Origin of the sequence: Paenibacillus vortex V453, assembly GCF_000193415.1 — a bacterium.
GTDB classification, from domain to species: Bacteria; Bacillota; Bacilli; order Paenibacillales; family Paenibacillaceae; genus Paenibacillus_AQ; species Paenibacillus_AQ glucanolyticus.
In genome coordinates this window covers 63480-79478 of the sequence record NZ_ADHJ01000023.1, presented here as the reverse complement: position 1 = coordinate 79478, position 15999 = coordinate 63480, and the positions used below count along the sequence as shown (strand labels likewise).

At 48.8% G+C, this 15999-nt stretch carries 17 protein-coding genes; 3 read left to right on the top strand and 14 right to left on the bottom strand.

Annotated elements, in window-relative coordinates; genetic code table 11:
* Nucleotides 1-90: 90 nt before the first annotated feature.
* Nucleotides 91-1008, bottom strand: a complete 918-nt coding sequence (locus PVOR_RS14025; RefSeq protein ID WP_006209939.1) for an NAD(P)/FAD-dependent oxidoreductase — start codon at nucleotides 1006-1008, stop codon at nucleotides 91-93.
* Between the two features lie 178 nt (nucleotides 1009-1186).
* Nucleotides 1187-1696, bottom strand: a complete 510-nt coding sequence (locus PVOR_RS14020) for a hypothetical protein (RefSeq protein WP_006209937.1) — start codon at nucleotides 1694-1696, stop codon at nucleotides 1187-1189.
* Between the two features lie 192 nt (nucleotides 1697-1888).
* On the opposite strand from PVOR_RS14020, the gene PVOR_RS14015 reads away from it, so the two are divergent.
* On the top strand, nucleotides 1889-2806 hold the full coding sequence (locus PVOR_RS14015) for an aldo/keto reductase (RefSeq protein ID WP_006209935.1): 918 nt from the start codon (nucleotides 1889-1891) through the stop codon (nucleotides 2804-2806).
* Nucleotides 2807-2855: 49 nt separating this feature from the next.
* Here the strand turns inward: PVOR_RS14015 and PVOR_RS14010 are convergent, their stop codons facing one another.
* From PVOR_RS14010 to PVOR_RS13965, 10 genes are all read right to left on the bottom strand, one after another.
* Nucleotides 2856-4184: an MFS transporter gene (locus tag PVOR_RS14010; RefSeq protein WP_006209934.1), complete on the bottom strand. Its 1329-nt coding sequence runs from the start codon at nucleotides 4182-4184 to the stop codon at nucleotides 2856-2858.
* 23 nt (nucleotides 4185-4207) lie between these two features.
* Nucleotides 4208-4924 carry a GNAT family N-acetyltransferase gene (locus PVOR_RS14005; RefSeq protein ID WP_006209932.1) on the bottom strand — a complete coding sequence of 239 codons (717 nt, stop codon included), beginning with the start codon at nucleotides 4922-4924 and terminating at the stop codon, nucleotides 4208-4210.
* Between the two features lie 247 nt (nucleotides 4925-5171).
* Entirely contained in the window at nucleotides 5172-6821 is a 1650-nt protein-coding gene (locus PVOR_RS14000) for an FAD-binding dehydrogenase (protein ID WP_006209931.1), read from the bottom strand.
* A gap of 189 nt (nucleotides 6822-7010) precedes the next feature.
* Nucleotides 7011-7139 (bottom strand): hypothetical protein, encoded by a 129-nt coding sequence (locus tag PVOR_RS31020; RefSeq protein WP_006209929.1) that lies wholly within the window; start codon nucleotides 7137-7139, stop codon nucleotides 7011-7013.
* A gap of 132 nt (nucleotides 7140-7271) precedes the next feature.
* Nucleotides 7272-8066 carry a hypothetical protein gene (locus tag PVOR_RS13995; protein WP_006209927.1) on the bottom strand — a complete coding sequence of 265 codons (795 nt, stop codon included), beginning with the start codon at nucleotides 8064-8066 and terminating at the stop codon, nucleotides 7272-7274.
* Nucleotides 8067-8180: 114 nt separating this feature from the next.
* Nucleotides 8181-9668: an RNA polymerase sigma factor gene (locus tag PVOR_RS31745; RefSeq protein WP_234972875.1), complete on the bottom strand. Its 1488-nt coding sequence runs from the start codon at nucleotides 9666-9668 to the stop codon at nucleotides 8181-8183.
* A gap of 217 nt (nucleotides 9669-9885) precedes the next feature.
* Nucleotides 9886-10383 (bottom strand): hypothetical protein, encoded by a 498-nt coding sequence (locus PVOR_RS13980; protein ID WP_006209923.1) that lies wholly within the window; start codon nucleotides 10381-10383, stop codon nucleotides 9886-9888.
* A gap of 28 nt (nucleotides 10384-10411) precedes the next feature.
* On the bottom strand, nucleotides 10412-11188 hold the full coding sequence (locus PVOR_RS13975) for a DUF4367 domain-containing protein (protein ID WP_006209922.1): 777 nt from the start codon (nucleotides 11186-11188) through the stop codon (nucleotides 10412-10414).
* Entirely contained in the window at nucleotides 11185-11736 is a 552-nt protein-coding gene (locus PVOR_RS13970) for a sigma-70 family RNA polymerase sigma factor (RefSeq protein WP_006209921.1), read from the bottom strand. Before PVOR_RS13970 ends, PVOR_RS13975 begins: the two co-directional genes overlap by 4 nt.
* A gap of 162 nt (nucleotides 11737-11898) precedes the next feature.
* A complete protein-coding gene (locus tag PVOR_RS13965; RefSeq protein ID WP_006209920.1) occupies nucleotides 11899-13272 on the bottom strand; it encodes an MFS transporter in 1374 nt (457 codons plus the stop codon).
* A 176-nt stretch (nucleotides 13273-13448) separates the two neighbouring features.
* On the opposite strand from PVOR_RS13965, the gene PVOR_RS13960 reads away from it, so the two are divergent.
* Nucleotides 13449-13922, top strand: coding sequence for a MarR family winged helix-turn-helix transcriptional regulator (locus tag PVOR_RS13960; RefSeq protein ID WP_006209919.1), 474 nt, complete (start codon nucleotides 13449-13451; stop codon nucleotides 13920-13922).
* Nucleotides 13923-14018: 96 nt separating this feature from the next.
* On the opposite strand, the gene PVOR_RS13955 is transcribed toward PVOR_RS13960, so the two are convergent.
* Together PVOR_RS13955 and PVOR_RS13950 are read right to left on the bottom strand one after the other, a co-directional pair.
* Nucleotides 14019-14543: a GNAT family N-acetyltransferase gene (locus PVOR_RS13955; protein WP_006209918.1), complete on the bottom strand. Its 525-nt coding sequence runs from the start codon at nucleotides 14541-14543 to the stop codon at nucleotides 14019-14021.
* A 232-nt stretch (nucleotides 14544-14775) separates the two neighbouring features.
* A complete protein-coding gene (locus PVOR_RS13950; protein WP_006209917.1) occupies nucleotides 14776-15366 on the bottom strand; it encodes a DJ-1/PfpI family protein in 591 nt (196 codons plus the stop codon).
* Between the two features lie 145 nt (nucleotides 15367-15511).
* Here PVOR_RS13950 and PVOR_RS13945 point away from each other — a divergent pair, with 145 nt between their 5' ends.
* Nucleotides 15512-15877 carry a hypothetical protein gene (locus PVOR_RS13945; RefSeq protein WP_006209915.1) on the top strand — a complete coding sequence of 122 codons (366 nt, stop codon included), beginning with the start codon at nucleotides 15512-15514 and terminating at the stop codon, nucleotides 15875-15877.
* Nucleotides 15878-15999 lie beyond the last annotated feature (122 nt).

Genomic DNA, 15999 nt, shown 5'->3' with positions numbered 1-15999 from the left:
CGGAGTGTAAGAATCATTTATAATTAAAAAATCCCCTCTGGGTAAGAAAAAAGCAGGCTTGGATCCCTGCCCAAGCCTGCTTTAGTATGTTCAAATTCTTCGATTCCAGCGCTCCGCAAGCAGCTCTCCGTTCAGGCCAGCGGCGGCTATCGAGCCCGACGAGGCAGCTGCAATGGCCTGGTACATCTCCGTTGCTGCATCTCCGGCACTATAGACACCAGGCACGCTGGTTTTACCATATGCATCAACGACGATGCTTCCGGCTTCATTGAATTCGCAGCCGATGGATGCAGGGAGATCCGAGCCGGACACCAGCTTCGGCGCAAAGAAGATGCCTGTGCAAGGGATGCGGGTTCCGTCCTCCAGCACAACCTGCTCCACCATTCCGCCGCTCGATTCAATAGACTCGATCGGGGCGTTGAATACGGGAATGTTATGCTGCTTAAGCTCTTCACGCTGCTCTTCCGTCCATTCATCGGGACCGTTGGTGCAAATTGTATATCGTTCGCTCCATCCTGCGATCAATTTGGCAAAGTGAAAGGCTCCCGCACCATTGGAAATCACGACCAGCGGCTGATCTCGCAACTCCCAGCCATCACAATAGGGGCAGACAAATGCGCTTTTTCCATATACGTCAGCCAACCCGTTGATGTCGAGTGGGGAATCTTTTTTGCCAACGGCGAAGAGCAGCTTTTTACTGCGGTATATCGTTCCCTGTCCCGTTGTAATCTGAAAATCACCGTCAACGCCAGTAACGGCTGCAGCTGTATCCTCAACAAACCGGACCGAAGGATAAACGCTAATCTGTTCCTTGGCAATTCTCCGAAACTCGCTTGGACTAATACCGTCCCGGGTCAAAAAACCATGCGTCTCACGAGTAACCTTGTTTCGCGGCCTGCCTTCATCAATCACTACCACCTGTTTTCTTGCTCTTCCCAATACTAATGCCGCGCTTAATCCGGCTGGTCCGCCTCCAATAATAACTGCATCATACATGGGTTCACTCATCTAGTAACGCCACCTTCCTGGATTCCTAATATCCATAATTAGAGTGCAAGAAGTCACAACTTCTTGCTTGTTTATCAATCTTGCCAAGCTGGGTTCGACAATTATAGACCCACAGTGTCTATTATAGACAATAAAGATCCGCAATACAAGTGATTTTTCTGGACAAGGGTTTCTTCCATTATTTCACGTAAACACCATAGTCCAATACCACATTCCCCTTCTCATCGGGTGTCGTGAAGCGGGGATGATGATAACGCTCGAAGAACCATGCATTCGCCCCCTGCTGCCAGCCTTGTTCCGCGATTTTGGCCATGCATAAGTTATGAGGGTCCATGCCGTACAGCTCTCCGTTATCTGCATTGCCGTATAACCAGCACACGCCTACATCGCCTTCTGCCAGATCCTCGTACTGGTACCCGTCAGGAGCCGCCGTGTTGATCGGGAAGAGCATGCCGATCCAATACTCAAACCGATCCCCATTCATACGCATAAGGCCGTAAGAAGAGCCCTCGGATTCCGGCAGCGCCCCGAGCTTTCCGATTTCTTCGAACCAGCCATTGAGGAACCACTCCGCCCATCGCCCCGCAAAGCTTCCTGCTGCATCTCGGTCCTCATCGCCATACCGTTTGCCGATCAAGCGTGCTGATGGAACATGTTCTTTGTACACCCTGGTCACTTCTGCTGCCACTGTCCTCTACCTCCTGAATTTGGTTTCCCTCTGACATTAACTATGTAATTCGGGAGCATCGAAGGAAATCCTGCACATCCTGGGCGCAAACTCAACACTCACTGAAATAAAGCTTGAACACTTCCCGCAAAGCATGTCACAATAAGCAGTGTAAGCATATTCAAACCGATTAGGAATGGGAGGCATTTCATCATGAAAACGATTAAGCTTGGAAGCAGTTCACTCGAAGTACCTGTTGTAGCCGTTGGTTGCATGCGAATAAATTCATTGGAAAAAGCAGAAGCCGAGCGCTTCGTGCAAAGCGCGCTGGAGGAAGGAGCCAACTTCTTCGATCATGCCGATATCTATGGCAGCGGTGCTTGCGAAGAGATTTTTGCAGATGCCATACATATGAACGCAGAGATCCGCGAGAAGATCATTCTTCAATCCAAATGCGGGATTCGTCAGGGCATGTTCGATTTCTCCAAGGAGCATATCCTGGACTCCGTGGATGGAATTTTGAAGAGACTGAAGACCGATTATCTTGATGTGCTTCTCCTTCACCGTCCGGATACACTTGTTGAGCCCGAAGAGGTTGCTGAAGCCTTTGACAAACTCGAAAGCTCCGGCAAAGTGCGCCATTTTGGTGTATCCAACCAGAACCCGATGCAAATTCAGTTACTGGAAAAAGCCGTGAAGCAGCCGCTCGTGGCGAACCAGCTGCAGCTCAGCATCACGAACACAACCATGATTCAAAGCGGTATCAACGTCAATATGGAGAATGATGCCGCTGTAAACCGCGATGGCAGCATTCTCGAGTTCTGCAGACTTCATGATATAACGATTCAGCCTTGGTCGCCTTTCCAATATGGTTTCTTTGAAGGTGTATTCCTTGGAAGCGACAAATTCCCTGAGCTTAATCAGAAAATCGATGAAATTGCGGAAAAATACAGCGTAAGCAACACAACGATTGCCATTGCATGGCTGCTCCGCCATCCTGCACATATGCAGCCCATTATCGGTACAATGAACATCAACCGTTTAAAGGACTGCATTAAAGCCGGCGATGTGACATTGACCCGTGAAGAATGGTATGCCATTTACCGTGCAGCAGGCAATATTCTGCCATAAATTCATTGCCAAACAGCCTCCTATCGACTGCGATAGGAGGCTGTTTCTATTATGATGCCGCGTTATGGGATGATGCAGCCTTGCGAGCTTTGATCGAGCTTAAACATACAGGTATCAGCACTAGCGCAAGCAATCCTCCTGCTATCGAGAGTGTCCCATAGCTGGTGCTCGCTACCACCATGCCGGATAAAGCTCCACCCGATGCTCCGGCTAAGGCAATCAAGACATCCACCGTTCCTTGTGTCTTGGCACGGGTGGAAGCAGGCGTTGCATCGATGAGCATCGCTGTACCGCTAATGAAGCCAAGGTTCCAGCCTAGACCAAGCAGGGCAAGTGCCGTTATGATGAGTCCCATGGATTCCGCAGGAGCTACTGCTGCGAGGATCCCCGAACATAACATCACGATTCCGGCAGTGACGGACATGGCAATCCGGCCGATTTTGTCCACAAGGAAACCCGTGAACAGCGAGGGCAGATACATTGCCCCGATATGGATTCCAATCACTAACCCGACGGCATTCAAATCATGGCCGTGATGTTTCATATGAACGGGCGTCATGGTCATAATGGAGACCATCACCACTTGAGTCAGTATCATCACACAGGCTCCAACCAAGATCCCCCGTGTATTTCGCTCGGATCTGTTCATAGCTTCATTCGAAGAATCAACGACGTTGCGGATGTTCGCCTCTTCTATCGCTTGGGCAATTCCATACGGGTCCGGACGCAGGAATAACAGAAGAATCAAACCTGCAAGAATAAAGGCTCCCGCAGCAAGAATAAACGGCCCTGCCAATGCAGGGACACCGATAGATTCCGCAACTCTGCCCATGACGCCGACCAGATTGGGACCTGCAACGGCGCCGAAGGTGGTCGATACCATCGCCATACTGACTGCTGCAGCCCGCTGTGAAGGTTTGGCCAGGTCAGTCCCTGCATAGCGGGCCTGCATATTCGTAGCGGTACCTGCTCCATAAATCAGCAGCGAAGCGAACAGCAGATAAATATTCTGATGAACAGCCGCGATAATGATGCCGATAGCTGCAACACCACCGGCGAGGAAACCGCTAGCCAAGGCCGGCCCCCTGCCCCATCGCTGGGTTAGGCGTCCGACAAACCACGCTCCAAGTGCCGAGCCTACTGTAATGAGAGCAACGGGGATTCCTGCGTAGCTGTCCGTCTTCAGCATATCCTGTGCCAGCAGGGCACCGACGGTTAAGCCTGCCGCAAGCCCTGCACCACCGAATATTTGCGATAGAATGACAACAATAAGTGTCTTTTTATATAGCTGCTCCTGCAGCTTCGGAGAACCCACATAACGTTGAATCGTTGGTGTTCGCTTATTTCCCGCTTCGGAAGATGAAGATTCTTGTGTCATCCCATTTCTCCTTTAGTAAGTAATCATGATGGAACCAGGTTAAATTCATATCCCTCATAAGCAAATTCTATTTGAAAACCGATGCGACGTGCAATCCCGTTTGAAGGCAGGTTCCCTTCCGAGCAATCCCAATAAGGGATGAAATCATGTCTCAAACAATGCTCTACCATAGCATAAACCGCACATTGCGCAAGTTTGTTCCCTCGATGTGATTCCATGGTCTTGATATCAAGGGCGTGTATATTCCGATATCTGAAACCGGTCATACACAAGCTTACGACCTGCCCATGATAAAGCACACAGAAACCCAGGCCGTTTTCCAAAAAATCTTCCTGGCTCTGCCAAAACTCCCCGATGGTTGCCTCAATCATCTCAAGATGCTGCATTGGATGATTCCGGAGCAATTCCATAGTCACTTGCTGAACTTCATAGTCCGCTCCGAGCTCGGGTCTACGAATGGAGCGAAAGTCTGCAGGATTCAGATTATACACATATTGATTCCAGCCCGCCAGATGCCGATCCGCAAAAAGCTCTTCTTGAAAAACTCGGTACCAGCTCGGATGGTCACCGAGACATTCAAACCACTCGACACCGAGTTCTACGGCTTGGGGTGTAATGATGGTATCGATATAAGCCCGAATTTCGTAATTGAATGCCGGATTTCCGGAATCCCCAACAAAATGAAAACCGTCTAAATTACCCTGCCATATCATGCCTGACCGTGGATGATCCACGTACATCAACGAATACCCTCCCCGGATTCATGCCTGCTATGTATGGCCTTACTCTCTAAGTTCGATACCCCCGATTCACTAAATTTCGGCATCGATGAAACTGTGCTGGTTCAAGTTCATGTATAAGCAATTGAATCACAATTCAAGGGAACAAACAGCTTTATTAAAATAAATCAGATGAACAATCTTCGGAATACGGCATGTTGTTTACATCAACTGCATCCATCCTCTTGTTCTTCATCTTCTGAGCGAATCACAGCCTCGCAATCGATCTTCCGGCCTGTCTGCCCGTAAAGAGACAGCCTCCGAGGAAAGTTCCCTCCAGCGCCCGGTATCCGTGCAAGCCTCCCCCTCCGAATCCCGCCGCTTCTCCGACCGCATAAAGCCCTGGCACAGGCTTGCCGGAGGCGTTCAACACTCGACCGGATAAATCCGTCTGCAGTCCACCTAAGGTTTTACGGCTTAGAATGTTCAGACGCACCGCAATCAACGGACCGTTGGCAGGATCCAGAAATTTGTGAGGCTTGGCAACGCGGATTAGACGATCCCCTATGTAGTTCCTTGCTCCCCGCAAGGCTGTAATCTGCAAATCCTTTGTGAATTTATTGTCCATCTCCCGATCTCGCGCAAGAACCTGTCTCTCCATATCTGCCAATTGAATGAGTCCGTGACCCGTAAGCTCGTTCATCTTGCTTACAAGCTCAGGCAACGTTCCCGCTTGGACAAAATCCTCTCCCCGATCCAGGAAGGCCTGCACCGGCCCCGGCGTACCGGCCCCTGCTCTTCCCAACACTTGACGTATGCTCTTCCCCGTCAAATCGGGATTCTGCTCTGAGCCGGACAGAGCGAATTCTTTCTCAATCACTTTTCGGGTTAAGATGAACCAGGAGTAATCATATCCTGTATCCTGGATCGCTTTGAGCGTTCCCAGTGTATCAAAGCCCGGAAAATTCGGTGCCGGGAACCGCTGCCCCCTTGCATCCAGCCAGAGAGATGAAGGACCCGGCAAGATCCGAATTCCGTGCATCGGCCAGACTGGATCCCAATTCTGGATCCCTTCCGTGTAATGCCACATTCGATCCCGGTTGACCATCCGGCCACCTGCTTGCTCGGCGATTCCCAGCATGCGTCCGTCAACATGAGCCGGGACACCGGAGAGCATATTTTGAGGTGCCTTCCCAAGCCGTGACGGCCATAATTGTCTGATCAACTCATGGTTGGCCCCAATTCCTCCACTGGATACAACAACGGCCTCTGCATAACACTCATATTCACCAATTACATCCCGCGAGCTTTTTTCGCCACGCAACACCGGGCTTGGGGCTAACACCGAGCCTTTGACACCCATCACCGCTCCATCATACGTCATAAGCTCATCCACCTGATGCCGGGGCCGATATTCAACCAGTCCTGAGCTTATAGCCTCTCGAACCCTGAACTCAAAAGGCTTGACAATTCCCGGACCGGTCCCCCACACAATATGAAAACGGGGAACGGAGTTGCCGTGTCCCTCTGCCAAATATCCCCCGCGCTCTGCCCATCCTACAACCGGAAAGAATCGTACGCCCAGGGAGTGAAGCCATGCCCGCTTCTCACCTGCCGCAAAGTGAACATAAGCCTCCGCCCACCTTCGACCCCATAGATCTTCGTCTTCATCCTGATCAAAACCAGCGGAACCAACCCAATCCTGCCATGCAAGGTCGCGGGAATCCTTGATTCCCAATCTTCGCTGTTCTGGTGAATCAACGAGAAATAGTCCGCCAAAAGACCACCATGCCTGCCCGCCAATGAAGCTTTCCGGCTCCTGATCAAGCAGCAGCACTTTCTTCCCGGCCTCAGCCATCTCTGCGGTTGCTACCAGACCGGATAGACCGGCTCCCACCACAATCACGTCATATTTCATGCATGCCCCCGTTCTTCAGCTTAAGCTGACTAATTCAAGTCATGTAGAAATCATATTCGTCGGTGCGTAAACGTTTTCCTGTAACAGAACCAAATAGTTTGCCAAGCCAAAACAGCTTGCTATGTAAGCCCGTACAATAACAAAAGAAACCCACACCGAGCAACCGGTGTGGGTTTCCGTATTCAATCATTAAACGCCGAATCCGAATCCGAATGCAGATACAATGATTACCAAGAGAATAAAGAGAACCAGTACTGCACCAACGGATCCGTAACCTCCGCCGTAACCGCCAACTCCATATCCAGCAACTTCACCCATTTGTCTAACCTCCTTTATTTTTCCGAACACCATATCCTATGCTCAATAATTCAAAGAGACTAGACTCTCGAGAAAAAAATAAAGCAAACGGGCTTTTGGAAGCGGCAGGAAATCCGATGTCATGAAAAAACCTTAATCCGCCAGCATTTTCTTCGCGAAACTGAGTACGTTCGACTTGGCGCTTTCTGCCCAGATGGTGTAGCGAATCTGACTTTCCTCATCTACCCAATCCAAATGATCTCTCCCTTTGGAGTCATCTGTATACACGCACTCCACTCCGTTGATGACGATGGTCTCTGTTTTCTCGTTTGGCTTCTCAGCCGGTACAGGAGTTCCGTTCATTGGCGGAGCCGGATGAATATAATTTGCAATGACATCCAATTTCACGCTGCCTTTCTCATAATTGAGAACAACTGCTGTTGCTTCATTCACGTCAGGTATTGCTTGGGTGTATAACGTTTTATTTCCTTTCGCGGCCTCTGCTTTCAGTTCCTTCTCTAACTTTTTATAGAGATCGGATGTTTTTTCCGGGCTCTTTAAGTATAGAACGGCATTTTGGAAGACATAGCCCTTGGGCAATACATTCGGTTTTGTCAGCGCGGGGGCGTCCATGGCCTTCGCCTTCTTCAAGTAATCAGAATACGTATCGTAAACAAAACCCTTGCTTGCAAAGTAAATTTGATCCAATGGATTATATTCTTTGTCGGCAGCATAGTATGCAACCATCTGACCCGGCTTAAGTCCTTTGGTCAGCTCATAAATTTGATCATCGAGCGAAGACGTCAACTTCTCTGATTTCACGGAAGAGGCTGCTGCAGGCTTGATCTTGGTCTGCGGTACCGTTGTGCTTGCTGCATAAGCATTAGCGGATCCGATCATCATCGTAGCGGCGAGAAATAAGGCAACTTTCATCTTGTTTTTCATCATGGTACAATTCGTGCTCCTTTCGGCGGCTAGGCCTTCTAAGTTTTTAAATACATTTCGTATAACGCCCAGCCGCGAATAAAAGGGACATTTTGTTAAAAAATCAGGGGGGATTCTTTATTCCGGCAGGAGACCGGCGGCAATTTTCGCAAAATCATCGTTGGACAGCGGATCCTTCGGGTCGTCCGTAATCACATACATCACTTCTTCATTGTCGCTGAGCCATGTTAACTTACGGTTCGCGGAAACAGAGTTGGAGGACAGGATCATTCCTTTTCCATTCACCGTTAGTTTTACAGCTTGCTCTGTAGGAACACCCGCCTTTGAGCCCTTTTCTCTGGCAAATGCGATGAAAATAATCCGGCTTTCGTCTTTTCGGTATTCCATCACCGTAGACGCAATCTTCGACCAAGAGACCCTTTTATAAAACAGCCCCTGTTCTTCATCAGACCTTGCAGCTTGCTCCTTGAGTTCATTCAGAAGGCTCTCATACTCTGGCGTGCCCCATACAGGTTCGTTCCTAATTTGGATTTGCCCCCGGTCAAAGAAGTACCCTGACGGGACATATTCCGGTTCTTGTAACAGGGGAGCTCCCTTCTCCTCGATTTCCTTGGCCAGATCGTTATAATTCGGATGCTGAATCGTTTTGTAAAAATAGTTCAGAGGATATTTCTTGGCGGATGAAGTCATGTGCCTGTCCTTGATATAATACACGGCCTGTTCTCCCGGCTTTAACCTCTTGCTCAGTTCTTCTTCCGTTTCCCTTTCACGTTTGGCATTATATTCCGATTCGGTGTATTTCCATGGCTTCATGGTAGTCAGTATGATTTCGCCTTCCTTGTTTTTGATCTGTATAAAGTATTGACTGGCGTAGACACTCATCGACGAAAGAATCAATATGGCAGATAGTGAGGCCATCATGAAGTATTTCCTCCGATTACGGAATCCCCTTCCCTGTTTCTTCTGATGAATTTGACGAACCTGGCGCATGATGGCAGGGGTTACGTCAATCTCATCCTCTACCGATTGCAATTCCAAACTTCTCAGCATTCGATCTTCGTCCGACTGTCCGTAATCTCGCATAACTCCGTGCCCCCCCTTCTCCTCCATCAACTTGATGACTTTCTGTTTCATGCGTGCATATTTTTTCTTCACTGCACTAAGATTCTTATCCAGAATCTGAGCGATCTCTGAGAACGGTTTATCTTCAAACACCCGCAGCACCAGCAGATTCCGTTCTTCAACCGACAGCTTGTTCATAGCATACTCCAGCGGTTCGCTGAACCATCGGCGCTCCAACGTTTGCTCCACGCTATCAGCATGCCCTGCCGGTTTCATAAGCCGACTTACCCGTAAACGCACGCGTCGCTTGCGAATCAGGTTGAGGCAATGATGATAGGCAATTTTGTACAACCATGACGAGAACGATACCTTCGCTTCATAAAGATGAAGCTTGGTGAAAGCCTTGATGAATATATCCTGGACAGCATCCTGCGCATCCTGTTTGCAGCCAAGCATTCGGCAGCAGTATATGTAGATCTGTTTTTTGTACGTTTCGACGATGGGCTCAAAGCAATCTACCTCACCGGCCTTAACGCGTCTCACACACTCCTCGATGTAATCCAATTCGAAGCCGCACCCCCGCGTACACCATATTTACGTTATATAACACCCCTCCTGCCGAAAAAGGGACATCTGCAATCAAAAAATAAAAAACAATCCATACCTTAAGTATGAATTGTTTTCATATAATGTCGATATTTTCTTTTTAATCGGAAATACCCGCCAGCGGCAGGCCCCCGGTCCCTTTTTCAAGGTACAATCAACTCCGTGAAAAGAGCTTCCTGCGTACGAGCACCAGTCCACCAGCCACGATGACCACCGCTGCGCCGATCCAGATCCACAGATTCATGCCCGCTTCCTCCGCTGCGACCACGTCGGCTTCGGCCGTATTCGCTCCATAGAGTATCGCTTGCTCTCCTTCCACCACTTGAACTTGATCACGTCCAAATTTCTCGTAGAGGAAGTTGGCATGCTCTTCATTGTAAGGCGTAATGCCAACTTCCACCTTATCTCCTGCTGCAACCGTGTGGGTTACAGTAAAGCCCTCCCGTGAAAGCTCCTCTTGGCCTGCTCCGGCAACATAATCATCGATTTCCGCTTGTTTATCATCCAGGCTCTCATCAGCGGCGGACACGATATGCATGGACGCGGACATCACGCCATTCGGCGCAGCCGCAGCATTGCCTGCCCCTGCCATGAGCAAGACACACCCCAGCATCATGAGCTTAACCCATTGTTTTATATAATCCTTATTCATTTTTCACTACCTCCTGATTATCTCTGGTTTATGGCCTATGATCTTTCTGCTTAACAGGCTCCATGGATCGTGCAATGCGAAGAGCTTCCTTAGCGCTCACAAGCCCTGATATCGTGAAGTGAATATCATCCGTGTACCAGTGAAGCTCAACATTCGGTGTGATTAATCCGTCATCCTGCAACGGTTCACCTGCGATCAGGTAACCAGCGGCACCGTTCACATCGACGGTTTCATCGAAATGCTGCGGCATGCTTGAATTCGCGCCTTTGTCAGCAAATAAACCGAAGGAACGCTCACCTGCTGTATAACTGAATACGGCCGCTCTTACCGCTTCGTTCGGTCCCGTCACTGAAATTTGCTGAAGGGAGAAACCCTCCGGAATATAGGACGGGACGCCGAGCTTATCGCCAAATGCCTGGCCCGCCTCTTCATAACTGCCAAGGATTCGCGGCTCGTCATTATAGCCAACTGGCGGATCATCGATTGGAGAGTCAGGGTCCATTAGGGTTACAGGCGGATCCTGATCTAATGGAGGAGATCCCGGAGAATTGGAAAAATCGGGCTCAGCAAGGAACAGACATAGTCCGATGAATATCGCGGCCGCTGTTGTTCCGGCGAACCACCGATGATTTCTCATTCTCATTCTTGTTCTACGCACCGGGCTCTCCTCCTGCAGGTTCGCTTCATGCTGGATACGCTGATTCACCTTTTCGCACATATGTGAATCAAAGTGAAGATTGCTGAACAGCATTTCATCCGCTTCGCTTTTCACAAGGTCTCGAAGTTTGTCCTCCTGAGATGTCATAACGCGAGTCCCTCCTTTGCCAGGTATTCGCCCAGAAGCGCCCTTGCCCGGTGAAGCCTTCCGCGAACGGTTCCTTCCGGTGCGCCGGTTGCTTCAGCGATATCACGGGTTCCCAAATCCAGGTAGTAATACAAGTAGATAACCTCATGATAATGAACCGGCAGTGCAGCAATATATTTAAGAATGGTTGTTTGATCCAAGCGTTCTAAAGCCTCCTCCTCCACGCTGCGGAGAACGGAATTCTCCATTAGCAGCGGATCTGTTGGCTGCTCTTTCATCATTTTTAATCCCTGTTTATCCCGGCATGCATGGATTGCAATCTTGGTGAGCCACGTCTTCACGCTGCTATCTCCACGAAACGATGTCCAATGGCGAAAAGCTCGCAGGAATACCTCCTGGCTGACGTCCTCTGCTAGATGTCGATCGCCCAAATAGAAGTAGGCTGTACGCAGTATGGAGGTGCCATACTCGGTCATGAATTGCTCCAGTGCCAGGGAGGGCTCAGACGGGTATCTGGATTTGTCGTTAGGGCCGGCCGGCCTTGCCATCTGTTGACCACCTCCATACCCTATAGACGGGGTAACTCTCGATTCCGCTACATAGAATTCTAGAAAAAAAGAAAAGTAAAAACGGTACGAAAAAAAGGCCAGCCAGTAGATTCTGGCTGACCTGATCATACGAAAAAGCCTGATTCATCAGACCATATGTCATCAGGTATTCCTGAACGGTCTCCGGTCCGTCTTGGGACCAAACTGCATTTGATACAGCCCCCATACCAGGATGCTTAAAGCGGTCATTATAAAGAAAATATTGCTGTAAACATAAGCCGACTCGTTACCTGTCAGCGGATTCAACCGCCAGGTTGCCGACTGATCCAATACCTTGCCTATAATGCTCATTGCCATCGCGCCGGATATAAAGTTCAGCATGGAGAACAATCCCATGCCGACACCGACCTGTTCTTTGGAAAGCGTTCTTGAGATCGTGTTGGACATCGCAATCTGCATAAAGGTTTGTCCTACTTGACCCATGATTAACAGCAGTGCAATGACATATGGTGAAATGCCAACGAAAGTGGAGGTCAGAATGAAGCATAGAACCAGCAGTGCAGCCGCAATGGAAAATAGAGTTGAATTCCCGCGTTCATCCGCAAGTTTACCCCCGACACGGCCAAGCGTGGCCGCTGCAATGGCAGCAGGCACCAGGACAAAGCCAATGCTCCCTGCAGACAGATTGTTCAGTGCCGTCAAATACTGAGGCGTAATAAAGGTAATGCTAAAATTCATGGAGGTCGATATAAAAGCGATGACCAACGCACCGGTATATCTGGCACTCATGAACAGCTCCGGCTGAATAAACGGATGGACCGCTTTTCGAATGCGGATCGCAAACATCAGTAGGAATAGCCCCCCGATAACAGCAGCCGCCCAGCTGCTCTGTGTGATGGCTAGCAGGAACAAGCCCACCGCTGCCGCAAGGAATCCTCCGCCTATCACATCCAGCGGCTTGGCTGTCCCTCTCTCATCGTTCAGATATCTTCTGAAGAAAGGTATGGTCAGCAGCGGCAGTAATGAGAACAAGAACAAGATGCGCCAGCTGCCAAAACTCATAATCATCCCGGACACGATCGGACCCAGAGCACCTCCAAGTGCCAAGCCAATAGCCGATGTACCGAGCGCTCTCCCGCGTCTCTCAGGTTCAAAATATCGGATTGGAATAATCATGGCTATGGCTGGCAATACGGCAGCACCTGCTGCTTGAAGCACTCGGCCGAGAATAATCATCCAAAAATCAACGGCCAGCATCCCGACAACCGATCCGACAGCAAATAAGAGCAGCCCGTACGTAATCAGACCCTTCAGGCTATAGCTGTCTGCAAGTTTACCAAAGACAACCGAACCGATTGCATAGAGAGCCATATAACTGGTCATAATCCAGCTAACTTCAGATGGAAGCAATTCAAATTCTTTACCGATGGCCGGTAAAGCCACATTGAACATCGTACCGTTCATGACGGAGAATATGAGTGTTACAACGAGGACGCGGAGCAGTTTGTCCCCGTTGTTATACGTATCATTTTTCATGGTTATCCCTTCCCTCGTGTTTGAAAGATAAAATCGTCCATAATAAACACCTAGCTGCAGCATGGAAATGGAGTGTATAATTTAATGAGTTTACTCATTATATGTTTATTATATAGTGAGTAACCTCACTAATTATGAGCTTAAGTATAAAGTCTGCTTTTGTCAAGGAGGAACTTATGAAACCAAACGACGCTGTACCCTCATCCATCGATATCATTCACATGCTTGTAAGAACTACTCATGCCATCCAAAAAGAATTCGACGCTCAACTAGGTATGTTCCCAACCCCATATCAAGTGTCCGGACCGAGACTTCGCGTGCTCTCTGTCGTCCTAGAAACCGGAAGCATTCGAATGAATGAATTAGCTGCAAGGCTGGGCATTAAAGCCCGCACGCTTACCGATTTAGTGGATGCTCTTGAGAAGGAACAACTGCTTGTCCGTGTCCAGGATCCGCAAGACCGCCGGGCTATCCTGATTCAGCTCACGGAACAGGCACAAGCGACCATTAGGCCCGTACTGGACTATCAAACGGAAATCGCCGAGAAAATCCTCGGCAGCCTTACCGAGAGTGACCGCAGAGTTTTCTATGACATGTTGTTAAGCCTCTCGAAGAACAAGGATCTGTCCGCCTGTATAGAACTTAAATAGCGGATTTGTTTCCGAAAACCCATGATTGCATTCATAGAAAAGGAGCAGAGAGATCTGCTCCTTCAACATCCATTTCATTTCCCTGCTTTATGATGATCAAAATCGAAAGACGATCTTTACATGATCATTCTTGATTTCGTCGACAGTCTCCTGAAACCCCCGTTCCGCTCTATAACTATGAAGCGTCTTTCTCCAGAAGGCTTGTGCCCTCTTATTGCTGTCCGTGGCGTTCGTTTGGATCTCCCAGCTGCCTGAATGCTCGTTGAATACCTGTGCCGCAGCCGCCTCTGCGATATTCTGGCCACGGAAGGGCTTCATCACAAAAAACTCGTTCATGTAGAATTCACTGCCAAAGGTATACGGCGGGGTTGCAACCAATGCAAAGCCCGCAGGAATGTCATCGGCCCATATAAGATACGGGAATAACACCTCTGGCTTATCCCACCATATATCGAACACTTGGATTTGATCATTCAAGGTTCTGGTATCATCATCTTCAAACACGCCATATCGATTCGGCTTCCATCCCCATATTCCTGACAAATCGTGCAGGTACAGCGGATACATATTATTAATGATAAATTTAGTCGAGGCATCACTTAACTCCACCGTGACTTTCATCCGTTCTCCCCCATTCTGTCGGCTATCTCGAAACCTTTGAAATACCGCATCTTGCCCTATTAATTCAGATATTTAACGGCTTCAACGTAAGCGTAACATCGTCCCAAAACCATAAATAGAGGAGGTATGAGTATAATTAACTTTTATATAAACTGTCGTTGGCCGCAATAAAAAAAGCAACGAGCACTGTCCAGCTCAGACATGCTCATTGCTTAATATGCGTGTTAGTCCGTTACTTTTCCGCAAAACCCATCAAATCTTTCACATGTAACGTATTTTCTCGCGTTGTCAGCTTTTCCAGCAAAGTGAAGGCCACTTCAAAGGCTGTTGCCGGGTTACAGGAAGTGATCAGATTCCCATCGACAACGACTTGTTCGTCCACCACGATGGCGCCAAACTCGCTCAGCTGTTTCTTTCTGACGCTCGTTGGATGATCGTAGGTTGTTGCCCTGCGCCCCTCCAGCAGCCCGGCCTTGCCAAGCGTCAGGGCTGCAACACATATGGTGGCGATCCACTTGTCTTGTGCATGGAATGCCTGAATGACGGCGGAGAACCTGGGATCGTATGCATCCTTGTAAAACCCGGCTTCCTCAAATCCGCCTGGAATCGCAAGCGCATCATAGTCATCAACCCGGACTGAATCCAGTGTCACTTCAGGAATCACGGTGAAGTTCCAGGTACACTTTAATCGGTCGTGCAATCCGGTCGTTACCACCTGCGTGGTGCCGTCTCCCTCAAGCATGTTCCATCCTAATACGTCGGTAAAGACGCTTGCTTCCACTGCCTCGAATCCATCGGCCAGCAGCAACAGCACTCTTTTCATCGTCATCCCTGCCTTTATGTTTACTAATAATTATAGTCCCCATTACCTCTCATGGAAATATACCTCCTGAAACTATTCTATCTGTCTATATCCTTTTCTCTCTTTGATGAATAGAATGTAAGACTTAATTAAAAGAGGTGAGCATATGACTCCGTTACAGTTGAATGGGATTGTAGGTGGGAAGAATCCTATTGATGTAGGTGCTGGAAAGACCATTTTGTTGCAGCAAATTGTAATCAACGTGAGAAACGGCAGAAAACTGGTTCTCAAAGATATTAACTTTTTGTTTAACAATGATGCTTTTGCAATCAAAATTGAGGCACAGCCATCCCCCGGCGTATATATTGCCAGAGGTGGCGCTGGTGATTTGCACCCGAACAAAGTATTGTTCAATAATAATACGGGGTCATCCGTTTTGATTTTCTTACTGGTAAGTGCCGTCAATACGTCCCGTAACAAGCGTTCGCTCAGTCGTTCTGACAGCTGGCACCTTAATCTCAAGCGACAATAAAGCATTCCTCCTACAAAAGGAAGCAGCTCCTGTGCTGTTTCCTTTTTTTTATGGCGGTAAAGGGCATCATGCCGGAAAAAGCAGCCGCCGTCGCAACTTGACATCGTTTAATACCCGCGTAC